Genomic DNA, 20,623 nt, shown 5'->3' with positions numbered 1-20,623 from the left:
TCGTGGGTGGGTGGTCATGGGTGGGATCTCGTACGGGACGTGCGGGTGGCGCGCTGGAGGTACGAGGCGGGCCGGTCACTCGCCGCTGTCTCGCGCGTTGCGTCATACGGTCCCGAAGGGGTTGGTGACGACGTAGCGCCACTGGCCCCGGTCGTTCCTCCGCAGGACGTCGAGGCCACGGCCGGAACCGGACATCTGCGGGGCGCCGGGCACCTCGATACTCCAGTCGACGACGAGCGAGGCGATGTCGCCGACGACGTACCGTTCCCGCACCTCGGCCGACAGCCTCGGCTGGTTGTCGAAGAACTCCAGCACGGCCTGCCGGTGCGCGGCGCCGGTCACCGCCGTGCCGGGTCCCCGGACCGCGAACGCGCCCGGCGCGTAGACCGCCATGACCGCGTCGATGTCGCGTGCGTTGTAGGCCGCCACGTAGCGGGTATTCAGCTCTGCGGGGTCGTCCGGCTCTGCGGGGTCGTCCGGCCCGCCGCGTACGTCCCGTACGTCGGACGCGTCGGATGCCGGGGCCGGTCCCGCGAGACTCAACCGGTGCACGTCGAGGTCCTGTTCCAGACAGTCCCGCAGCCGGTCCAGGAACTCCTTGAGGTACGGCTGGGCGAGATGCCGCGCCACGGCCTCCTCGGATGCCCACCTCTCGTAGCAGACGAACAGGTCGGGGTCCGCCAGATCCTGGTGGACGAGCGACTCCAGGCAGCCCTCTTCGGTGCGTGAGCGCTCGGCGATTGCCACCAGGATGTCGCCCAGCTCGGCGGCCCGGTGGCGCCTGGCCCGGGCGAAGCCGACCGCGGAGAGCGTCTTGTCGTGCATGCTTTGTCGTCTTCCTTCCTCTCCCCGCCTGGTCAGCGGAGCAGTGTTCCGCCGGTCGCGTCGATGAAGGCGCCGGTGATCCAACGGGAATCGCCGGAGGCTACGAAGGCGACGACGTCGGCGATCTCGGAGGCCGTGCCGACGCGGTGGAACACCGACAGCGCCGACATGCGCTTCAGCGCCTCCGGGTCCTCGAACACCGGGTCACCGTTGTCGGTGACGCCCGGGGCGACCGTGTTGATGGTGATTCCACGGGACGCGAGGACCGGAGCCATGTGCAGGGTGATCTGCTCCAGGGCGCCCTTGCCCATCGCGTACGCGATCTGCTCCGGGACGGCGGAGTGCGTGACGCCGGAGGAGATGTTGACGATGCGGCCGCCGTCCGGGATGAGCTCCAGTGACCGCTGGATCAGGAAGAAGGGCGCCTTGGCGTTGAGGAGATAGCAGTGGTCGAGGGTCTCCTCGGTGACCGCGTCCGGCATGGTGCCCGTGAAGCCCGTGGCTGCCGCGTTGTTCACCAGGATGTCGAGCGTCGTGGCACCCGTGCGCTTCAGCAGCCCCTGCTCGACCGCCGTCACCAGGTGCTCCACCGAGCCAGGCGCGCCCAGCCGGGCCCGCACGGGGAAGGCGCGCCCGCCGGCTTCCTCGATCAGCGCCACGGTCTTGCGCGCCGCGGTGTCGTCGTTCGCGTAGTTCACGGCGACGAGCGCACCGTCCCGGGCGAGCCGCAGCGCGATGCCGCGGCCGATCCCCCGGCTCGCGCCGGTGACCAGCGCCGTCCTGGTCCGCAGCCTGCTCATGTGGTGATCCCCCGTGGTCGCTCGCGCAGTCGGCGAACCGGTCGTCCGGACGCGGGCCTCGGCTTCTCAGTACGCGCGCCGGGGTTCTCAGGGCGCGTGGAGGGACGCGTGGAAGCTGTAACGGGTCCCGGCGCCCGCCTCGCCCTGGCCCATGTACTCCAGCAGCGGCACGATCACTTCCTCGATGTGCGCGACCGCCTCCGCCTCGGACACCCACTCGGAGAGCAGGAAGATGCCGGCGCCGTCGGCCGCGATGTGGAAGTTGGCGGCGAGCGCCCCCGGGTAGGCGCGGTCCTGGCCCTCGTTCTGCTCCTCGTTGTCGAGGAGACCGTCGACCCACTTGCGGGCCGCGTCATGGCTGTCCATCGCGAAGACCGCGGCGGGGTAGCACTGGGGCAGTGGCGGCGGATCCGGCAGCGCGGTGGGCCGTACGACGCGGTAGAGCTCGTACGCCGTGGGCGTTCCGGGCTCGACGCCGAGCGCCCGCCAGTCGGGGCGCGGCACGCTTCCCGCCGCGTCGAGCGCCTCGGCCGAGGACCACTGGGCGTACGTCAGCAGCGAGTCGCCGTCAGTGCTGGTGAACAGCGACTGGGACACCAGGCCGGCCGGCCAGGGGGCCGACTCCCAGTGCGCCACCACTGCGGCCGCGGTGGCGCGCTGCCGTCGTGCGTCGCCGGTGACGACTTCCTCGACGACGGCGATGGAGACGTTCGGGCGGTCGATGACCGGCCGGACGCCGGACGCGCGGGGCATCTTCGACTCCTTCGGGGTGGACGGACGCCGTGTCCCGGACAGTGACGTCCTGGACCGTGACGTCATGGGATTCAGCGGTTCTTGCGGCCGATGACCAGGACGTCGTCGTGGAGGCCGGGGACCTCCGCGGTCTCGGGGGTGAAGCCCACCTCCGTCAGCCAGCCGTGCAGCTCGGGCACGGTGTACTCGTGACCGCCGCGGGACCAGACGAGCATGGCCAGACTGGCCAGCACCGCGTGCATCGGCGGCTTGTCCCCACCGGCCATCGGGTCGTAGACGAACACCGCTCCGCCGGGTTCGACCGCGTCGTAGGCGCTCTTGAGCAGCCGGAGGCGGTCCTCGGTGTTCCAGTTGTGCAGGACGTGGCCGAAGACCAGGACATCGGCCTGCGGGAGCGGGTCCTTGAAGAAATCGCCGCCGTGGAAGGTGATCGCCGAGGCAGCGTCGCCGAGCTGGTCCATGTGCCGGCTGAAGGCCGGCTCCAGCTGCGGCAGGTCGAAGACCGCGCCCGTCAGGTGCGGGTTCTCCGAGACCACGTGGTGGGCGAAGTTGCCGCGCGCGCCACCGATGTCGACGAAGGAGGTGTAGCCGCTCCAGTCGAGCCGGCTCATGGCCAGGGAGACGGGCGTGTTGAGCAGATCCATGCTGTCGAGGAAGCCGTCGGTGGCCTCCGCGTCCTGGTAGAGCGTGTCGTAGGGGTTGCCCACCACGGCGGCCCGGTTGTGCGGTGTGCCGGTGCGCAGCGTGGACGCCAGGCCGTCCCACGCGGGATTCAGCTCACGGTCGCAGAACTGGAGGTAGCCGCCCAGGTATTCGGTGCGCCCGCGTATCAGGAAGCGCTCGGCGACGGGTGAGTTGGAGTACGTGCCGTCGGACACCTCCAGCAGGCCGAGGTGGGTGAGCCCGGCGAGGAGGTACTGCGTTCCGAGCGGGGTCAGGCCGAGGCGGTCGGCCAGTTCCGCAGAGGTGGCGGGCTTGTCCGACAGCCCGGTGAAGACATCGGACTCGACGGCGGCCAGCAGGATCTTCGTCTGCCAGTAGCCGGCCATGATGCCCATGATCGGGCCGGGGTTCACAGACGACTCGGGCGACTCAGCTGTCATTTTCGGAAAGCCTCCTTTGACGGCGGTTTCGGGACGCGTGGTGGGACGTGGAGAGGTGACGAGGAAGGGAGCGGTGGGGCGTCATGTGGTTCTGACGTGCCGGTGGAAACGCTTGAAGCCGATCGGTCGCACGCCGGGGATCCGTGTGCTGATGCGGTACGTGCCGGCCCGGCCCGCTCCGTCGAGGAAGGCGATGTGCGCCTCGTCGGTGGTCCACTCGGCGAAGTTCAGTACCCGGGTGCCGTCAGCCGTCGTATGGAAGTTGGCGGAGAGCATGCCGGGGTGCGCGCCGGGCGGCTGCGACTCCAGCGCGTCGCAGAGCGAGTCGGCGATGAGCCGCTGCCGATGGGGCCCGTCCACGTCGAACGTGGCAACGACCACGCAGCCGGGCTCCACGGGAGCCGGGTCGAACACGACACTGCGGTACGGCCGGTAGGCGACCGCCTCGGCGGCGGCCGGTCCCGTCAGCGCTCCGGCGAACCTCTCGTAGGCGTCCGGGGCCGAGACCTGTACGCAGGTGAGGACGGTCTGCCCCTCGACGTCCAGGTAGGCGCCGAGAGACACGACTTCCGCGGGCCTGGGCACGGCCGCCCACTGGCCGAGCACCTCGTCCAGGAACGTGCGGCCCGCCTCCGCGTCGGGTACGTATCGCATGGTGACGAACGCGGCGGCCACACCGGTGCGGTGGAAGCCGTCCCGGTCCACGTGCTGTTCAGTGCCGTGCATAGCCCGTCCTTCCGGGACGCGTGCCCCGCCCGGTGGCCGCGACCGCCAGTCCGAGCGCTGCGGCCGCGGTGACGATCGCCAGTGCGGGGCGGTAGCCGTCCGCGTACGTGAGCGGCAGGGCGACCAGCGGCAGCAGGACGCCCGCGCCCAGCTGGACGCCCGTCTGGTACAGGGAGACCGCGGCCCCCCGGTCTGTCGCGCCGACGGACGCGGTGGCCTGGATGTTGAGGGCGGTGAAGGCACAGCAGAAACCGGCCTCGACCAGCAGCAGGGCGGGCAGCATGCCGAGCGCGTACGGGCTGCCCTCGGGGTTCACGAGGTACAGCGCGGACCCCAGGAACGGGAACAGGGCGCCGAGGACGATGAGCCGTCCGGTTCCGTACCTCGCCACGAGCCGGCCCGCGAACGGTACGGTCAGCGCCAGCGGCACACATGCGGGCAGCAGGGCGAGCGCGGTCTGCCAGGGCGTCCAGCCGAGCCGCTGCTGAGCCTGGAACGTCATCAGGACCAGCAGGCTCTGGTAGGTGCCGTTGAGCGAGGCCGCGCCGAGCGTTGAGCGCAGCAGGGCACGGTCCCGCAGCAGGGCGAGGCGCGGGATGCGGGGGGTCGGCCCGTCGGCTGGGCCGGACGGCAGGACGTACAGCCCGCACACCAGCAGCACCAGCGCCACCGGCGCCGGAAACAGCAGCGTCCAGCGCCAGCTCGCCTCGACCAGCAGGCCTGCCAGCAGCATTCCCGCGGTGAAACCGGCGGCGCCGAAGAGCGCGTAGACCGAAACCGCTCGGCGGCGCTCGGGGCCGTCCGGGAAGGTGTCGTTGATGATGGCCAGGCCGGCCGGCGCGGTGAGCGCGGCGCAGCATCCCTTGACGACGCGGACGGCGACGAGCGCGGCCGGGCCGCTGACCAGCCCTCCGGCCACCGAAGCGAGGCCGAACACCAGCATCGCGCTCAGGTAGACCGGGCGCCGTCCGGCGCGGGCGGCGATGCGCGGTCCGCCCAGCAGCATCGCGGCGAAGCCGAGCGCGAAACCGCTCATCAGCCACTGAACCCCCCAGGGGGACAGCCCGAGTCGGCTGCCGACGGTGGGCAGAGCCATCAGGACGACGGACACCTCGATGGCGTCGAGGAGCATGTTGCCGCTCAGCACGAACAGCAGGACTGCCTGCCGCCGGGGCCGGCGCGCAGGTGGGCCGGCGGCCCTGGCGGCAGGGCGCGCGGTGTGGCTCACCACGGCAGTACCTGGCCGCCGGGGGTGCCGTCCTCGCCGAGGAAGGCGGCGGTGGGGCCGTCGTCGTCCAGCGTCGCCAGGAGCACGGGGATGCGCGCGCCCTGCTCGACGTCGAGGACGCCGTTGTGGCCGTTGATGTCGGTGGCCACGAAGCCGGGCGAGGCGGCGTTGACGAGGATGCCGGTGCCGCGCAGTTCGTTGGCGTAGGTGAGGGTGACGGCGTTGAGCGCGGCCTTCGAGGTGCTGTAGGCGAGCAGGGTCGGGAACTGACCGGGCGGGAACACACCCGAGGGGTCCTCGTTTGCGGCGGCGGCCGCGAGGGAGCCGAGTGAGCTGCTGACGTTCACGATCCGGGCGGAGTCCGCGCGGCGCAACAGCGGCAGGAACGCGTTGGTGACGGTGATCACGCCGAACACGTTGGTGTCGTAGACATGGCGCACCTGTTCGGCCGAGGTCTGGCTGGGGGCCTGCTCGGCGAGGCCGATGCCGGCGTTGTTGACCAGGACGCGCAGCGGGCCGGTCTCGTCCGCGACGCGTTTGGCGGCGAGCGCGACCGAGGCCTCGTCGGTGACGTCGAGGTGGAGGAACCGTACGTCCAGGCCGTCGGCGCGCAGAGCCCCCTCGGCCGCGCGGCCACGCTGCTGGTCGCGGGAGCCGAGGTGGACGACGAAGCCGCGTTCGGCGAGTTGGCGGGCGATCTCGCGGCCGATTCCCTTGTTGGCTCCCGTGACGACGGCGACGCGGGCGGTATCGGAGGGCATGGCTTCCTTCTTCGGTCGTGGGCGGTCGGCGGATCCGGGCATCAGCCGAGCAGCGTGCCGCCGGTGGCGTCGACGAAGGCACCGGTGATCCAGCGGGCCTGGTGGGTCGCGAGGAAGGTCACCACGTCGGCCACGTCGTCGGCCTCGCCGACCCGCTTGAAGGCGGACAGCTGGGCCATCGCCTCGACTGCCTCGGGGATGTCGAAGACCGCGCCTCCGTTGTTGGTGATGCCGGGTGCCACGGTGTTGACGGTGATTCCGCGGGGCGCGAGGTGGCGGGCCAGGTGCAGGGTGAGCTGCTCCACGGCTCCCTTGGTCATCGCGTAGGCGAGCTGGTCGGGGTTGGCTGTGCGGGTGAGGCCGGAGGAGATGTTGATGATGCGGCCGCCGTCGGGCATGAGCTGCAGGGCGCGCTGCACGATGAAGTACGGAGCCCTGGCGTTCACCGCCATGTAGCGGTCGAAGTCGTCGGGAGCGAGCTCCTCGAAGGACTGGCCGGTCGTGGTGACGCCCGCGTTGTTGACGAGGATGTCGAGCCGACTCTCGCCGATGCGTTCCTTCAGGCCCTGTTCCAGGCCGAGGAACAGCTCGTGCACGTCGCCGGGGACGCCCAGTTCGGCGCGGACCGCGAAGGCGGCGCCGCCCTCCTTCTCGATGAGGGCGACGGTCTCCTGCGCCGCCTCCTCGTTGGCCGTGTAGTGCACGGCGACCAGGGCGCCCTCGCGGGCGAAGTTGACGGCGGTCGCCCTGCCGATCCCTCGGCTGGAGCCGGTGACGAGGGCGGTCTTGTCGGTGAGCCTGTCCACAGGTGACCTTCCGGGTGTCGGTGTGTGGCGGGTGGGCGGGCGCGGCTGCTCGTGGACGTCGAGGCCGCTGATCATGCGAGCGAGGTGGCGCCGGACGACGTCGGTCCGGAGCAGTTCGCCGAAGACGTCCCGCAGTTCGGTGACCTCCTGGGCGCCGAACAGCAGGTGGGCCTGCGCCTGGATGTTGGTCAGCGTGCGGGCGCCGACGGGGTACCGCTCGTCGTGGTAGCTGTCGAGGAGACCGGGCCGGGCTCCGCCGGTGACCTGGCGGGCGAGTTTCCAGCCGAGGCCCGCCGCGTCCTGGAGCCCGAGGTTGAGGGCCTGACCGCCGACGGGCATCTGGGTGTGGGCGGCGTCGCCGGCGAGCAGGACCCGGCCGCGGCGGTACTGCGTGACCTGCCGGGAGGCGTTGCCGAACCGATTGAGCCACAGCGGCTCGCCGTGGCCGATGTCCTCACCGGTGACGGCGGCCCAGGCCGCGACGACGTGGGCGAAGTCCAGCTCGCCGACCGGCGGGGCACCGTACTGGTGGATCATCAGGCGGGTCGTGCCGTCGGGCCTGCGGTAGGCGGTGGCAACCCCGCCCGGATAGCGCTTGAGACGCCGGTCGTCGATGGTGATGCCCGCGATGTCGGCGCGCAGCATCTCCTTGTCGGCCTCACGTCCCGCGAACTCGAACCCGGCGAGTGACCGTACGGTGCTGTGTTCTCCGTCGCAGCCCACCACGTAGGCGGCCGTGATCTCGTACGGCCCTTCGCCCGGTCCGAGGACGCGCACCCGTACGCCGTCCGCGGACTCGGTCAGTCCGGTCACCGTGTGGCCTCGGCGGATCTCGGCGCCCAGGTCGGCCGCGTGCTGCTGGAGGACGACCTCGAGACGGTTCTGCAGGCATTCCCACTGTCCCGCGTACGGGTGGTCCGGGTCGGCGGCGGCGAGGTCGAAGCGTAAGCCGCCGAAGTGGCCGGGGCCGAGGGGAGGGAGGGTGCCCAGCCGGTCGAGGATGCCTCGCTCCGCGAAGATCTCCATGGTGCGGGTGTGGAGTACGGATGCCCGCGATTCGCCGGTCGGCTCGGACAGTTTCTCCAGGACCAGTGCGCGCGCACCGTTCGCGTGCAGTTCGGCGGCGAGCAGCAGCCCGACCGGCCCGGCGCCGACGACGATGACGTCGTGGGCCGCGGCACGCCGCGTCACGGGCGTGCCCCCCGGGGACGCCCGGCGCTCGGAGGACCGAACCAGCGGTGCAGTGCCGTGCCCACCGCGTGATGGCTGCCCGGTGCGGCCCAGGCGACGTGACCGTCGGGGCGCAGCAACACGGCACTGGTGCCGGCCAGCGGGCTGTCGTCGGGCAGGTCACCGGGGGTGGCGGTCACGATGTCGACGCGGGCGCGCCAGCCCTCGGTACGGCGGCGCAGTACGGCGTTGTCGGCGAGGTCGAGCAGTACGCCGCGGCCGGGCCGCAGGAGTTCCGTGCTGCTGGTGGTGCGGGCGTTGACGGTCAGGGGCAGGTGGGGCATGCGCCTGCCGAGCACGGGGTGGGTTCCCGTGCCGACGTCGTAGCGGATGTCCAGGCCGCTGACCTTGGCGGCCAGGTGCCGTGCCACGTCGGGATACTCCATCAGTTCGGACAGCACGTCGCGCAGCGGCTGCACCTCGGTGCCACCGAGGACGAGCAGGCTCTGCGCCCGGGTGTTGGCCAGCATCCGGCGGCCGACCTCGTGGCGTTCGGAGTGGTAGGTGTCGAGCAGTGACGCGTCGGCGGTGCCCTTCACTACGGCGGCGAGCTTCCAGCCGAGGTTGTAGGAGTCCTGGACGCTGGTGTTCATGCCCTGGCCGCCCGCGGGCAGATGCACATGGGCGGCGTCGCCGGCGAGCAGGACCCGGCCGCGGCGGTACTCCGTCACCTGCCGTGTGGCGTCGCCGAAGGCACTGACCCAGACCGGTTCGGCGTGCGAGATGTCGATTCCGGTAAGCCGCTTCCACAGGTCGGCGACCTCCGCGAAGGCGGGCGGGGACGTGCGCCGCTGCGGAGGGATGCCCCGCTCCCCGACGATGACGCGGTGCACCCCTCCGGCGAGCTTGGCGACCATCACGAAGCCGCCGCCGGTCTGCTGGCCGGTCATGCGGGCTTCCAGGTCGACACCTCGGATGTCGGCCAGCAGCATTTCGGTCGTCGCGGCGGTGCCGGGGAAGTCGAATCCGGCTGCCTTGCGAACGGTGCTGCGGCCGCCGTCGCAGCCGACGAGATAGCGGGCCTCGATGTCCTCCTCGCCGAATTCTCCATCAACCCGTACGGTGACCGACTCCCCGGTGTCCCGCAGGGACCGGAAGGTGGTTCCGCGACGGATGTCGGCGCCGAGTTCGGTCGCCCAGGCCTCCAGAGCCTCCTCGGTGACCGACTGGGGCACCGTGCGGGCTGCCTGATGCGCGGCCCCGAGCAGGCCGACATCGAGGGGCAGACCGCCGAAGTGGCCCATGTCGCTCGTCTGGTAGTCGCCGAGGCGGCGCAGCAGTCCGCGCTGGTCGAATATCTCCATGGTACGGGTGGCCAGACCTATTCCACGGGATTCTCCGGTGCGCCGTGAATGGCGTTCCAGAACAACCACGCTAATTCCCGCGAGGCGTAGTTCCCCGGCGAGCATCAGCCCTGCGGGCCCTGCTCCGACAATGACCACCGACGGATCCATGCACCTCTCCCGACGTACCCGCAGCGAAAAAGAGAATTACGGAATCACCCTCGGCCAGTATCTTTCACGAGATTCCGAACCCGATTCAAGGGCTCAACTCCAGAACATTCACAAGAAATGTCAGGCGAATGAAAAATCATGAGGGCGCCCGGCCGTCCCCCGGTGGCACGGGGGACGGCCGGGCGCTGTTCTCCGCTTGGGCGAGGTCACTTCTGGTTGAACAACTCGCGGTAGGAGTCGAGGAAGAAGGTTCCCTTGATATCCGCCGTCCCGGCCGCGCCGAGGACGCCCAGGCCGGGGACGTAGCTGACGCCGCCCTGGGGCCCGAGCGGCAGGACGATGGAATCGGTGTCCTCCGTCTCGTAGGCGGTGAGCTCGCCGGCACCCTCGATCAGAGTCCTGATATTGGCGGCGACAACCTCGGCGTGCTTCTGCGCCAGCCGCGCCATCTTCAGTTCGGGGACGGCGGTGATGTCGCCGACGGCGAAGACGGTCTCCTGCCCCTGAACCCGCAGTTCCGCGGTGACGGCGATCCGCCGGTCGGGCCGCAGGGCACCGCCCAGGTCCTCGCCGAGGACGTCGCTGTTGGCGGTGACTCCGTAGCAGGCGAACCAGACGTCGGCGGTGACGTCGGTGCCGGAGTCCGTGGTGACGGTGAACTCACCGGCCACACCCGGTGCGGAGGACGGCAGTTCGCGCAACGAGGTCCCAAGCAGCAGCTCGATGCCCAACTGCTCCAGTTGAGCGCGCAGTTCGGCGTGGAAGTGTTCTGGGAACACGCCGTTGGCGAGCAGCCTGGACTGTGGTTCGACGACCGTGACGGCCTTGTCCGGCCAGGCAGCCTTGATCTCCCCGGCGAACTCGAGGCCCACCGGTCCGGCGCCGAGCAGCAGGACCCGCGAGGCGCGTTCCAGCTCCGCGCGCGTGGCGTTGAGCTTCGCCCTCCCGGCCCGGCTGTCGAGGGTGTCGAGGTTCGCCGGGTAGGGCGCGTTCGAGCCAGTGGCCAGGACGATGTAGTCGGCCTCCACCGTGTCGCCGGATGCGAGCCTGACCGTGTTCGCCGTGACCTCGGCCGCCCGGTCCCGGCGGACCGTGCCATGGGTCAGGAGTTTGTCGTAGGGGATGAAGAGCCTGTCGGTCCAGCTCTGGTCCGTGACGCCACGCAGTGCGGCCACGTTGTGGACGAACGCGTCACGCGGCTCGATCAGGATGACGTCGGCGACATCGTCCAGGGCTTTCGCCACGGCGACTCCCCCGTATCCACCGCCGATCACGGCCACGGTCGCAGTCATCGCATCCTCCCGGATTCAGTTCGTACTGTGAACAGTTAGCGTCGCGCCCCGTGTGTACTGGGAGCCGAAAGCCCGCCTGCGACCGGTATGTGGCCGCCCGTCACCTTTGGCCCGGGTGCGACGGACAACCCGGGGCCCCGGAGAGGCACACGTCGGTGGGCTGCGGACCGGAGGGTGCGGTGGATGTCGTCGAGGGGCGCCCGGAGGCTCCGGCTCCTGCGCTCATCGCCCTGTCCCACCTGGTCCCGCACCTGTTCGCGGACGTCGGACGCGGACACTGCAGTCTGGGCGCCTGGACAAGCACGTCGCGCCGGACGACCGGGCGCGTCCGGCCGGCGTCGTCGACCGGATAAGGGGCCGCGGAGTCCGCGGCGACCGAGTGACCGGTCCGGCCTGCGGCGTCGGGCGGCTCCGTGCCCGGGCCTCAGCTCGCGGCCGGCACGCTCACGGCCTTCGCGCCCCGGATGTTCCGGTGGATCTCAAGCGCCGCCGACGAGCGGTTGAGCGTGATGTAGTGCAGGCCCGGGGCGCCCTCGGCGAGGAGCCGCTCCGCCATGGCGGTGGCGTACTCGACCCCGATGCGATGCCCTTCCGCCTGGTTGCCGCGGGCCCCTTCGAGGCGGTGGGCCAGCCGGTCCGGGAAGGCCGCGCCGCTCAGCTCGGCGAAACGGCTGATCTGGCGGACGTCCGTCGCGGGCATGATCTCAGGGATGATCGGGATGTGGCAGCCGGCGGCCGCCACCCGGTCGCGTAGCCGCAGATAGTCCTCGACGTGAAAGAACATCTGGGTGATCGCGTAGTCCGCGCCCGCCCGGCACTTGGCGACGAAGTGCCGGATGTCCGTGTCCCGGTCCGGGGAGCGCGGATGCGTTTCGGGGAAGGCCGCGACCCCGATGCGGAAGTCACCCGAGCTCCGCAGCAGGGAGACGAGCTCGTGCGCGTACGTCAGCCCCCGGGGGTGTGCCACCCACGGTGCGTTCGGGTCTCCGGGCGGGTCCCCGCGCAGGGCGAGCACGTCCCGTACGCCCGCGTCCGCGTACCTGCCGATGAGCAGCCGCAGCTCGGCGACCGAGTGCCCGACAGCGGTGAGATGGGCTACGGGGCGCAGCGTCGTCTCGGCGGCCAGGCGCCTGGTCACCTCGACCGTACGGTCCTGGGAGGAGCCGCCCGCGCCGTACGTCACGGACACGAAGGACGGGGCCAGCGCCTCGATCCGGCGGACGGTGTTCCACAGGAGGCGTTCACCGGCGGCCGTCCTGGGCGGGAAGACCTCGAAGGAGAACGAGGGCCGGGTCATGCGGCACGACGCCAGGTCCGTGGCCCGCCGAAACCGGGGGCGCGTTCCAGGCGCCGCCAGCGGGCGACGGCCCGTATCGGCACCGGCGCGGTGGCGGTGGCGAGCGTGGCCGCACGGGCGAGCAGGACCGCGGTGAGCGCGGCCAGTTCCTCCTCGCTCGGGTTGCCCTTCTCCACGCGGACGTACTTCGTGTGCGGGTCACTCATGCGCGCTCCTGTCCTTCTCACTGGGGTGGGTTTCCGTGCTTGCGGTGCGGCAGACCGGCGTCCTTGGCGCACAGCATCGCGAGGGAGCGGATCAGCACCGCGCGGGTGTCGCGCGGGTCGATGACGTCGTCGACGAGCCCTCGCTCCGCCGCGTAATAGGGGTGGACCAGTTCCGTCCGGTACTCCTCGATCTTCTGCGCGCGCATGGCCGCGGGATCCTCGGACGCCGCGATCTCCCGGCGGAAGACCACACCCGCCGCTCCTTCGGCACCCATCACCGCGATCTCGTTCGTCGGCCAGGCCAACGCGACGTCCGCGCCGATGGAACGCGAGTCCATGACGATGTACGCGCCCCCGTACGCCTTGCGCAGGACCACCGACACCCGGGGCACGGTGGCGTTGCAGTACGCGTACAACAGCTTCGCGCCGCGGCGGATGACCCCCTCGTGTTCCTGGTCCACTCCGGGCAGGAAGCCGGGCACGTCGACGAGCGTGACCAGCGGGATGTTGAAGGAGTCGCAGAACTGCACGAACCGCGCGCCCTTCTCGCTGGCCCTGATGTCCAGCACGCCGGCCATGGACGCCGGCTGGTTGGCGACGATGCCGACGACCTGCCCGTCCAGCCGGGCCAGCGCGCACACGAGGTTGGTCGCCCACGCCGCGTGGACCTCCATGAAGTCGCCGTCGTCCACGAGCTCGGTGATCACCGACCGCATGTCGTACGAGCGGTTGCCGTCGGCCGGGACCAGGTCGAGCAGCGCGTCGCCACGGCGATCGACGGCGTCGTCCCCGCGCTCCGCCGGAGGGAGTTCGCGGTTGTTGGACGGAAGCAGCGACAGCAGGTAGCGCACCTCTGCGAGGCAGGTCTCCTCGTCGTCGTGGACGAAGTGCGCGACGCCGGAGATCCCGCCGTGTGTGTCGGCGCCGCCGAGGCCGTTGTGGGTGATCTCCTCGCCGGTGACGGCCTTGACCACGTCCGGGCCGGTGATGAACATCTGCGAGGTGTCGCGGACCATGAACACGAAGTCGGTCAGGGCGGGGCTGTAGGCCGCGCCGCCCGCGCACGGGCCCAGCATCACGGAGATCTGCGGGATGACCCCGGAGGCCTTGGTGTTGCGCTGGAAGATGCCGCCGTAGCCGGCCAGCGCCGAGACGCCCTCCTGGATACGGGCGCCCGCGCCGTCGTTGAGGGACACCAGGGGCGCCCCGGCCGCGATGGCCATGTCCATGATCTTGTGGATCTTCGTGGCGTGGGCCTCACCCAGCGCGCCGCCGAAGATGCGGAAGTCGTGGGCGTAGACGAAGACCGTCCGGCCCTCCACCGTGCCCCACCCGGTGATGACACCGTCGGTGTAGGGCTTCTTGGCCTCCAGGCCGAACCCGGTCGCCCGGTGCCGGCGCAGCTGCTCCACCTCGGTGAAACTCCCCTTGTCGAGGAGGAGCTCGATGCGCTCCCGCGCGGTCAGCTTGCCCTTGGCGTGCTGGCGCTCGGTGGCCTTGGGATCCGGTCCGCCGCGGATCATCTCCTTCAACTCGGTCAGCTCTGCCAACCGGTCGAGGGACCCGGGCCCGGAGCCTTCCGACGATGGGGCCACACCTGGCATGACGTTGTCCGTTCCTCTCGTCCGTGCATCTGTCGTCCGTCGAGCGCTCAGCGTCAGCGCGCCGGCCGGCTCGGCCCTCGTGACGAGGACCGTGGCATCCTCCGCGTAGAGACAGCCGGTCGGCACCGCGCGGAGCGTGACGCGGTGGTCGTCCTGGGTGCGCAGGGCGACCGCGGCGGCATGACCGGGGTCGCCCGGCAGGTCGTGCACGAGCCAGCCGACGGGCCGGGCGGGGTCGTCCTCGCGATCGCCGAGATAGTCGGCTGCGAGGTTCCGGTGCAGCCCGCTGCCCAGGCCCTTGAGGTAGGCCTCCTTGCGTGTCCACAGCCGCGCGAAGCCCCACGGGCGGTCGCCTGGCGCCAGTTCGGCCAGGTCCCGCTGCTCCGCCGGGTGCAGACCCGGTGCGCACAGCTCGACGGTCTCCAAGGACACAACGCCCTGGACGTCGACGCCGACCGGCACCGCCGCCAGCGCGACCAGGGCCACGCCCCCGCTGTGGGAGAGGGAGAAATGCGGCGGGGCCACGGCGTCCCGCACCACCGGCCGACCGTGCGGTGCCGAGCAGCGCGGGCAGGGGGCACGGCCGAAGCGCACCTCGGCCGGCGCGACGCCCAGGCAGAGGGCCAGGACGCGGCGCAGCGCCAGATGCGCCGACAGGTACAGCATCCGGTCCCGCGGACGCGTGTACGAGGCGGCGCGTTCCCTTTCCCGCTGGTCGAGCTCCGCCATCACCGCGGGCGGTGGTTCCCGGCCGGGCCGGGGAGCGCGCACCACCCAGAGGTGCGCCTCCCCGGGACCGAGGGGCAGCGGGGCAGTCCCCTCCAAGAGGACGGGGCCGTCGCTCATGCCGCGTCGTCCGCCACCGGGGACGGCACGGGCGGAATCCTCGTCGCGAGGTTCTCGGCCAGTGCCCGGACCGATTCGCCGCGCAGGAGGTCCGCGGGGCGGACGGTGACGCCCAGCGCCTGCTCCAGGCCGCGCTGGAGGAACAGCGCGGTGACCAAGTCCACTCCTTGGTGGCCCAGGGGTTCCTTCGCGCTGAGCCGGTGCCCCGGCGGCACCCTCAGGAACTCCCCCAGCGCGCGGCAGATGTGCTGCTCGATGATCCCGGCGCGTGCGTCGGGCCCCACGGCAGACAGCAGCCCCGGCAGCCGCTGGAACCAGCGGCGCGAAGCGGACGGCGAGGACATGGACCGGCTCCCTCCCATCGGAGAACGGAATTCCTTCGTTCCTTCGAGCGGGGTCAGCGCCGGCCCTCCGCATAGCTCTTGGCGTGACCGAGCGTGGCGCGGCTGTTGGTACTGAGCGCGGTCCGCACGTAGTCGCGGGCGTCCTCGACCGTCGCGCTCTCGCCCAGGACGCGGGCGATGTTGGCGGTGTTGAGGACTACGGTGTGCTGGGAGGAGGCGGCGACGCCGCCCTGGTGTTCCCGGAAGGTCCAGTAACCGGTGTGCAGGGTCATCAGCGCCGGAAGCGTGACCTGCTTGTACGCGATCTTCTGGACCGGCAGGCACACCCGGTACGACTTGGTGGTGTGGGTGGAGCCGTCCTTGGCCCGGGTGTCCATCTCCAGGCTCTGCAGCCCAGGTGACAGCTCCTCCAGGCGCACACGGGCCACGTGCGGCAGCCGCTCCTCCCAGAGCCCCGCTTCGTTGACGAAGTCGTACACGTCCTTCACCGCGCCGTCGATCTGCACGGTGTCCTCGAAGGAGAAGGTGACCCCCTCGGCGGCGTGCGCGGCCTCCACATTGGTCTTGAGCGCGGCGAGTTCCGAGCGCGAGTTGCGGTCGACGGCCTCGTCGATCCAGGCCAGGCCGGCCGGGTCGTCGTCGATCGCCCGGTAGTCGTGCAGCAGCCGGACCCGGGCCCGTGTGCCGGACAGCGGCTCGATGACCCAGGTGCCGCCCATGGCGGCGACCGGCGGCGCCGGCACCTCCTGGCGGAAGGTGATCCGCAGTCCCTCGGGGTCCAGTGTGCGGCGCGAGGTCCAGTTCTTGGCCGTCTCGTTGGCGGTGGCCCAGATGCGGATGCGTTCCTCGTTCGCGTGGCGCTCGACGTGGTCGACGTAAAGGGTGGGCGGGAAGATGCGAGGCCAGTTCTCCACCTCGGCGATCAGCCGGTAGACGGCGGCGGCCGGCGCCGCGATCGTGATCTCGTGCTCCACTTCACGCACGGTCATCGTCGGTCCTCCTGTCGGGGTTCAGAAGTTGCCCAGGCCGCCGCAGACGTTCATGGCCTGCGCGGTGATGGAGGCGGCGGAGTCGGAGGCGAGGTAGCCGACCAGGCCGGCAACCTCCTCGGGGGTGGAGTAGCGACCGAGGGGGATCTTCGCCTGGAACTTGTCGAGGATCGCCTCCTCGGTGGTGTCGTAGGCGGCCGCGTAGCCCTGCCTCACCCGCTGGGCCATGGGGGTCTCGACGTAGCCGGGGCAGACTGCGTTGACGGTGATGCCGGTGGGGGCGAGCTCGTTGCCGAGCGCCTTGGTGAAGCCGACCACGCCGTGCTTGGAGGCGGAGTACGGGGCACCGAGCACCACGCCCTGCTTGCCCGCTGTGGAGGCGATGTTGATGACGCGTCCGCGCTCCTTCTCCCGCATGCCACCGGTGGTGAGCACTTCCCGGGTCAGTCGGAAGACGCTGTTGAGGTTGGTGTCGATGACGTCGTGCCACAGCTCGTCGGCGATCTCGGCGGTGACGCCACCGCCGGACCTGCCCGCGTTGTTGACCAGGACGTCGATGGTCCCGAACGCTTCGACGGCGGCGTGCACGAATGTCTTGACGTCGTCGTCGGACCGGACGTCCACGGTGGTCCCGGCGACCTCGTACCCCTCCTCTCGCAGCTGCTTCACGGTGTTGGCGACGTTCTCCGCGTTGCGCGCGCCGATGAACACCCGGTGGCCCCGGTCGGCCAGGAGCCGAGCGACCGCGAGACCGATTCCGCTGGTCGCACCCGTGATCAGAGCGACGCGATTGTCCTGCTGCGACATGGTTCCTTCTCCACTGGTCGGTGGTGGCACTGTGCGTGGAGCTGCGTTGGTGCGAGTGGGATCCGTGCGAGGCGGCCGAGGTCCCGGCCCGGCCCGCGGCGGGTCCGGTCAGGCGGTGGCCATGCGCAGCTGCGAGTTGACGGTGGCGATGAGCGCACGCGGCGTGTCCGCTATGGCGAGAGCGTCCTCGTCGAGGGTGATGCCGTACTCGCGCTCGATGCGACTGCCGGTCTCCAGCAGCGCGAGCGACTCATAGCCCAGTGCCTCGAACTGCACGTCGAGGATGTCGCCGTCGAGGTCCACGCCCTCGTCCGCGCCCGCGCCCTCGAGCAGGATGCGCCTCAGGTCGTCGGCGGTGAATTCCCGGGTGGCCATGGAAGGGTCTCACTTTCTGCGTCTGCGCGACGCGTTCTCGGGACGGACGGCGCCCCGCGCACCGGAGGAAGGTCTGTGCGGGACGCCGGTCGGATGTGGTCAGCCGGCGGCCCGGACGACGACGGCGGAGTTGAAGCCGCCATGGCCGCGGGCGAGTACGAGCGCGGTACGCACCGCGGCGCTGCGGGGCCGGGGGCCGACCAGGTCGAGGGGGTACTCGGCGGCGAGTTCGACGTTGACCGTCGGGGGGATCCGGCTGTCCTTGACGGACAGCAGCGCGGCCGCGAGGTCGAGGGGGCCGGCGCCCGAGTACAGCCGCCCGGTCATCGTCTTCGGGGCCGTGACCGGAACTCCGTGGGGCCCGAAGACGGCGGTGATGGCTTCGGCCTCCACGCGGTCCAGCTCGGGCACGGCCGCCGCGTCCGCGAACACCACGTCGACGTCTGCGGGCTCGACGTCCGCGTCGGCCAGGGCCAGTTCGACGGCCTTGCGCAGCCCGGGCTCACGTCCGCTCCCGGGACGGGGGTCGAATGTCGCGCCGTACCCGGACACCTCACCGTAAACACGAGCGCCGCGCCTCCGGGCCGACTCGCCGGACTCCAGGATCAGGATGGCGCCGCCCTCACCCGGCACGTGCCCTGCGGCATCGGCGTCGAAGGGCAGGAACGCGCTCGAGGGCTCCTCGCTGGTGCTCAACCGGCCGCTTGACAGCTGAGCGACCCAGCCCCAGGGGCAGATCGAGGCGTCGATGGATCCGGAGACGATGAGGTCGGTGCCCTTGCGGATCTGACGGCGGGCCTGAGCCACCGCGTCCAGACCGCCGGCCTGGTCGCTGACGACGACACCACTCGGGCCCTTCATGCCGTTGCGGATCGAGATCTGTCCACTGTTGACGGCGTAGAACCAGGCGAAGGACTGGTAGGCACTGACGTACTGGCCGCCCCTGCTCCACAGCTTCTCCAGTTCGCCCTGGCCGAACTCGAATCCGCCCGACGAACTGGCCGTGACCACGCCCATGTCGAACTCGGCGAGGTCCTTCGGGCTCACGCCCGCGTCGGCCAGCGCCCAGTCGGTGGCGACCAGCGCGATCCTGGTCATCCGGTCGGTCTGGGGAAGCAGCCGGCTGGGCAACAGGTCCTCGGCGACGAAGCCGGGCACCTCGCCGGCGAGTGTCGCCGGGTAGGACGACGGGTCGAAGCGGGTGATGCGGCCGATTCCGTTCTTGCCCGTGAGGGTCGCGGCCCAGAAGTCCTCCGTGCCCAGCCCGTTGGGAGCGGCGATGCCCAGGCCGGTCACGACCACCGACGCGGTCATACGCCGCTCCTCTCGGGCCGCGCCAGCACCATGGCGCTTTGGAATCCACCGAAACCGCTGCCCACGGTCAGGACCGCGTCGACGAGCTGCTCACGGGCGGCCAACGGGACGTAGTCCAGGTCGCACTCCGGGTCAGGGTTGTGCAGGTTCGCCGTGGGCGGTACGACGTTGTACTCCATGGCGAGCGCGGACGCCGCGATCTCGATGGAGCCGATGGCACCGAGGGAGTGTCCGACCATCGACTTGATGGAGCTGACCGGCGTGCGGTACGCGTGGTCGCCCAGGCTTCGTTTGAACGCCGCGGTCTCGTGGCGGTCGTTCTGTTTGGTGCCGGAGCCGTGGGCGTTGACGTAGTCGATCTCGGTGGGGTTCATCCGCGCCTCGTCGAGGGCCACCCGGATGGCCTCGGCCATCTCCGCGCCGTCCGGTCGCAGACCGGTCATGTGGTACGCGTTGGAGCGCGTCGCGTAGCCGGCGATCTCCGCGTAGATGTGCGCGCCCCGCTTCCTGGCGCTGTGCAGCTCCTCCAGGACGAAGACGGCGCAGCCCTCGCCGAGTACGAAGCCGTTGCGTGTCCTGTCGAAGGGCCGGGAGGCGTGTTCGGGTTCGTCGTGCCGGGGTGTGGTCGCCTTGATCGCGTCGAAGCACGCCATGGTGATCGGCGAGATCGGAGCGTCCGAGGAACCGGCGACCATGACGTCGGCGGAACCCTCGCGGATCAGCTCGGCGGCGTACCCGACGGAGTCGATCCCGGAGGTGCACCCCGTGGAGACCACGGTGCAGGGCCCCTGCGTGCCGACCGCCCACGCGACCTCGGCCGCGAAGGAGCTGGGGACCAGATAGCCGTACAGGTGCGGCACCGCGTAGGCGTGGTCGACCAGGTGGAGCCTGCCGCTGTCGCTGACGACGTTGTACTCCTCGTCCAGCCCCATGGTGGCGCCCACGGCGCTGCCGATGGTGACCCCCACGCGGTAGGGATCGTGCGCGTCCAGGTTGATGCCGCTGTCGGCGACGGCGCCACGGGCCGCTATCACCGCGAACTGCGCGGCGCGGTCCATGCGGCGGATCTCCTGGGGAGTCAGGCCGTGGAACTCGGGATCGAAGTCGATCTCCGCGGCGACCCGGGAACGGAAGGGGGTCGGGTCGAAGAAGGTGATGCCGCGGGTCGCGGTACGGCCGTCGCTCAGCAGGCTCCAGAAGTCCTTCGCCCCGACGCCGCCCGGGGCCAGTACCTCGATGCCGGTGATGACGACGCGTCGGGCGGTCACTCCGAGGCCTCCCAGGTGTAGAAGCGCTGGGCCATGGCGTCGGCCGGGGAGCGCCACGTCGCGGGGTCGTAGGCCTCGATGTACGGCTTCAGATCTTCGCTGATGCGTATGAAGCGCGGGTCGGCCTTCGCCTCCTCGATCAGCTTGCCGCCGTTGTCGGAGTCGAAGTCCTGCATATGGAAATAAAGGCCCCGGTACTGAAAGAGCTGACGTCGGCGCGTGCCCATTCGGTGGGGCATCTCTGTCCTGTCGAACTCGGCGAAGATCCTGGCGACATCGACATTCGAGCCGGGATCCATCCGAGCCACGATCAGCGTGCTGTGCATACGTTTTTCTCCTCACGACCCGGTCGCGGAAAGCTGACCATTTGATTCACGATAATTATCGAGAACATCGGGTGACGGTTTCAACGGACGCAATGTCAGAGCATTGTCAGAACTCGTCAGCTTTCTGCAGAAGAATGACAGAGGAACAGCGGTCCACGGTGCCGGCGAGGAATCAGTCCTTGATCTCGCAGATCGCCGCGCCGGAGGTGACGGAGTTGCCGACCTCCGCCGCGAGCCCCTTGATGGTGCCGGCCTTGTGGGCGTTGAGG

At 70.6% G+C, this 20,623-nt stretch carries 20 protein-coding genes and 1 pseudogene; all 21 read right to left on the bottom strand.

All coding sequences use genetic code 11. From position 1 onward, the window contains the following. Positions 1 to 102: 102 nt before the first annotated feature. A complete protein-coding gene (locus tag ACZ49J_RS13050) occupies positions 103 to 825 on the bottom strand; it encodes an antibiotic biosynthesis monooxygenase (protein WP_467457542.1) in 723 nt (240 codons plus the stop codon). 32 nt (positions 826 to 857) lie between these two features. Then, positions 858 to 1,625 (bottom strand): SDR family NAD(P)-dependent oxidoreductase, encoded by a 768-nt coding sequence (locus ACZ49J_RS13045; protein WP_467457541.1) that lies wholly within the window; start codon positions 1,623 to 1,625, stop codon positions 858 to 860. 87 nt (positions 1,626 to 1,712) lie between these two features. Next, positions 1,713 to 2,378, bottom strand: coding sequence for a hypothetical protein (locus tag ACZ49J_RS13040; RefSeq protein WP_467457540.1), 666 nt, complete (start codon positions 2,376 to 2,378; stop codon positions 1,713 to 1,715). A 71-nt stretch (positions 2,379 to 2,449) separates the two neighbouring features. Next, positions 2,450 to 3,481, bottom strand: coding sequence for a methyltransferase (locus ACZ49J_RS13035; RefSeq protein ID WP_467457538.1), 1,032 nt, complete (start codon positions 3,479 to 3,481; stop codon positions 2,450 to 2,452). An 81-nt stretch (positions 3,482 to 3,562) separates the two neighbouring features. Continuing rightward, entirely contained in the window at positions 3,563 to 4,207 is a 645-nt protein-coding gene (locus ACZ49J_RS13030; protein ID WP_467457536.1) for a hypothetical protein, read from the bottom strand. After that, entirely contained in the window at positions 4,194 to 5,435 is a 1,242-nt protein-coding gene (locus ACZ49J_RS13025; protein WP_467457535.1) for an MFS transporter, read from the bottom strand. Before ACZ49J_RS13025 ends, ACZ49J_RS13030 begins: the two co-directional genes overlap by 14 nt. Continuing rightward, positions 5,432 to 6,196 carry an SDR family oxidoreductase gene (locus tag ACZ49J_RS13020; RefSeq protein WP_467457534.1) on the bottom strand — a complete coding sequence of 255 codons (765 nt, stop codon included), beginning with the start codon at positions 6,194 to 6,196 and terminating at the stop codon, positions 5,432 to 5,434. Before ACZ49J_RS13020 ends, ACZ49J_RS13025 begins: the two co-directional genes overlap by 4 nt. Before the next feature lie 41 nt (positions 6,197 to 6,237). Next, positions 6,238 to 8,193, bottom strand: a complete 1,956-nt coding sequence (locus tag ACZ49J_RS13015; protein ID WP_467457533.1) for an SDR family oxidoreductase — start codon at positions 8,191 to 8,193, stop codon at positions 6,238 to 6,240. Next, the gene (locus tag ACZ49J_RS13010) at positions 8,190 to 9,686 is read right to left on the bottom strand and encodes an FAD-dependent monooxygenase (protein ID WP_467457531.1); all 1,497 of its coding nucleotides are present in this window, start codon (positions 9,684 to 9,686) and stop codon (positions 8,190 to 8,192) included. The genes ACZ49J_RS13015 and ACZ49J_RS13010 overlap by 4 nt, the downstream gene beginning before the upstream one ends. Positions 9,687 to 9,892: 206 nt before the next feature. Continuing rightward, the gene (locus ACZ49J_RS13005) at positions 9,893 to 10,978 is read right to left on the bottom strand and encodes an NAD(P)/FAD-dependent oxidoreductase (RefSeq protein WP_467457530.1); all 1,086 of its coding nucleotides are present in this window, start codon (positions 10,976 to 10,978) and stop codon (positions 9,893 to 9,895) included. A 424-nt stretch (positions 10,979 to 11,402) separates the two neighbouring features. After that, positions 11,403 to 12,275, bottom strand: a complete 873-nt coding sequence (metF, locus tag ACZ49J_RS13000) for a methylenetetrahydrofolate reductase [NAD(P)H] (RefSeq protein ID WP_467457529.1) — start codon at positions 12,273 to 12,275, stop codon at positions 11,403 to 11,405. Then, positions 12,272 to 12,481, bottom strand: coding sequence for an acyl-CoA carboxylase epsilon subunit (locus ACZ49J_RS12995; protein WP_467457528.1), 210 nt, complete (start codon positions 12,479 to 12,481; stop codon positions 12,272 to 12,274). The genes metF and ACZ49J_RS12995 overlap by 4 nt, the downstream gene beginning before the upstream one ends. A gap of 17 nt (positions 12,482 to 12,498) precedes the next feature. Further along, positions 12,499 to 14,085 (bottom strand): acyl-CoA carboxylase subunit beta, encoded by a 1,587-nt coding sequence (locus ACZ49J_RS12990; protein ID WP_467457573.1) that lies wholly within the window; start codon positions 14,083 to 14,085, stop codon positions 12,499 to 12,501. A 279-nt stretch (positions 14,086 to 14,364) separates the two neighbouring features. After that, positions 14,365 to 14,751 (bottom strand): annotated as a pseudogene (locus ACZ49J_RS12985) (4'-phosphopantetheinyl transferase family protein); the annotation flags it as partial. Between the two features lie 176 nt (positions 14,752 to 14,927). After that, on the bottom strand, positions 14,928 to 15,275 hold the full coding sequence (locus ACZ49J_RS12980) for an acyl carrier protein (protein ID WP_467457527.1): 348 nt from the start codon (positions 15,273 to 15,275) through the stop codon (positions 14,928 to 14,930). 53 nt (positions 15,276 to 15,328) lie between these two features. Continuing rightward, positions 15,329 to 16,264, bottom strand: coding sequence for an aromatase/cyclase (locus ACZ49J_RS12975; protein ID WP_467457526.1), 936 nt, complete (start codon positions 16,262 to 16,264; stop codon positions 15,329 to 15,331). A gap of 21 nt (positions 16,265 to 16,285) precedes the next feature. Beyond that, positions 16,286 to 17,071 carry a 3-oxoacyl-ACP reductase FabG gene (fabG, locus tag ACZ49J_RS12970; RefSeq protein WP_467457525.1) on the bottom strand — a complete coding sequence of 262 codons (786 nt, stop codon included), beginning with the start codon at positions 17,069 to 17,071 and terminating at the stop codon, positions 16,286 to 16,288. Between the two features lie 108 nt (positions 17,072 to 17,179). Beyond that, positions 17,180 to 17,446 carry an acyl carrier protein gene (locus tag ACZ49J_RS12965; RefSeq protein ID WP_467457524.1) on the bottom strand — a complete coding sequence of 89 codons (267 nt, stop codon included), beginning with the start codon at positions 17,444 to 17,446 and terminating at the stop codon, positions 17,180 to 17,182. Between the two features lie 99 nt (positions 17,447 to 17,545). Continuing rightward, positions 17,546 to 18,760, bottom strand: a complete 1,215-nt coding sequence (locus tag ACZ49J_RS12960; protein WP_467457522.1) for a ketosynthase chain-length factor — start codon at positions 18,758 to 18,760, stop codon at positions 17,546 to 17,548. Continuing rightward, the gene (locus ACZ49J_RS12955) at positions 18,757 to 20,028 is read right to left on the bottom strand and encodes a beta-ketoacyl-[acyl-carrier-protein] synthase family protein (RefSeq protein ID WP_467457521.1); all 1,272 of its coding nucleotides are present in this window, start codon (positions 20,026 to 20,028) and stop codon (positions 18,757 to 18,759) included. The genes ACZ49J_RS12960 and ACZ49J_RS12955 overlap by 4 nt, the downstream gene beginning before the upstream one ends. Then, a complete protein-coding gene (locus ACZ49J_RS12950) occupies positions 20,025 to 20,354 on the bottom strand; it encodes a TcmI family type II polyketide cyclase (protein ID WP_467457519.1) in 330 nt (109 codons plus the stop codon). Before ACZ49J_RS12950 ends, ACZ49J_RS12955 begins: the two co-directional genes overlap by 4 nt. Positions 20,355 to 20,623 lie beyond the last annotated feature (269 nt).

The organism is Streptomyces sp. NPDC030840, from assembly GCF_055572015.1.
The sequence above is the reverse complement of the archived record's forward strand: the minus strand, read 5'-3'. Positions and strand labels throughout refer to the sequence as shown.

Bases quoted from the DNA above. Each gene is read 5' to 3' on its own strand.
- fabG (WP_467457525.1), bottom strand. From the start codon at position 17,071: ATGTCGCAGCAGGACAATCGCGTCGCTCTGATCACGGGTGCGACCAGC.
- metF (WP_467457529.1), bottom strand. From the start codon at position 12,275: ATGACCCGGCCCTCGTTCTCCTTCGAGGTCTTCCCGCCCAGGACGGCC.
- ACZ49J_RS12975 (WP_467457526.1), bottom strand. From the start codon at position 16,264: ATGACCGTGCGTGAAGTGGAGCACGAGATCACGATCGCGGCGCCGGCC.
- ACZ49J_RS13010 (WP_467457531.1), bottom strand. From the start codon at position 9,686: ATGGATCCGTCGGTGGTCATTGTCGGAGCAGGGCCCGCAGGGCTGATG.
- ACZ49J_RS13020 (WP_467457534.1), bottom strand. From the start codon at position 6,196: ATGCCCTCCGATACCGCCCGCGTCGCCGTCGTCACGGGAGCCAACAAG.
- ACZ49J_RS12965 (WP_467457524.1), bottom strand. From the start codon at position 17,446: ATGGCCACCCGGGAATTCACCGCCGACGACCTGAGGCGCATCCTGCTC.
- ACZ49J_RS12960 (WP_467457522.1), bottom strand. From the start codon at position 18,760: ATGACCGCGTCGGTGGTCGTGACCGGCCTGGGCATCGCCGCTCCCAAC.
- ACZ49J_RS12980 (WP_467457527.1), bottom strand. From the start codon at position 15,275: ATGTCCTCGCCGTCCGCTTCGCGCCGCTGGTTCCAGCGGCTGCCGGGG.
- ACZ49J_RS12950 (WP_467457519.1), bottom strand. From the start codon at position 20,354: ATGCACAGCACGCTGATCGTGGCTCGGATGGATCCCGGCTCGAATGTC.
- ACZ49J_RS13045 (WP_467457541.1), bottom strand. From the start codon at position 1,625: ATGAGCAGGCTGCGGACCAGGACGGCGCTGGTCACCGGCGCGAGCCGG.
- ACZ49J_RS13040 (WP_467457540.1), bottom strand. From the start codon at position 2,378: ATGCCCCGCGCGTCCGGCGTCCGGCCGGTCATCGACCGCCCGAACGTC.
- ACZ49J_RS13005 (WP_467457530.1), bottom strand. From the start codon at position 10,978: ATGACTGCGACCGTGGCCGTGATCGGCGGTGGATACGGGGGAGTCGCC.
- ACZ49J_RS12990 (WP_467457573.1), bottom strand. From the start codon at position 14,085: ATGCCAGGTGTGGCCCCATCGTCGGAAGGCTCCGGGCCCGGGTCCCTC.
- ACZ49J_RS13030 (WP_467457536.1), bottom strand. From the start codon at position 4,207: ATGCACGGCACTGAACAGCACGTGGACCGGGACGGCTTCCACCGCACC.
- ACZ49J_RS13050 (WP_467457542.1), bottom strand. From the start codon at position 825: ATGCACGACAAGACGCTCTCCGCGGTCGGCTTCGCCCGGGCCAGGCGC.
- ACZ49J_RS12995 (WP_467457528.1), bottom strand. From the start codon at position 12,481: ATGAGTGACCCGCACACGAAGTACGTCCGCGTGGAGAAGGGCAACCCG.
- ACZ49J_RS13035 (WP_467457538.1), bottom strand. From the start codon at position 3,481: ATGACAGCTGAGTCGCCCGAGTCGTCTGTGAACCCCGGCCCGATCATG.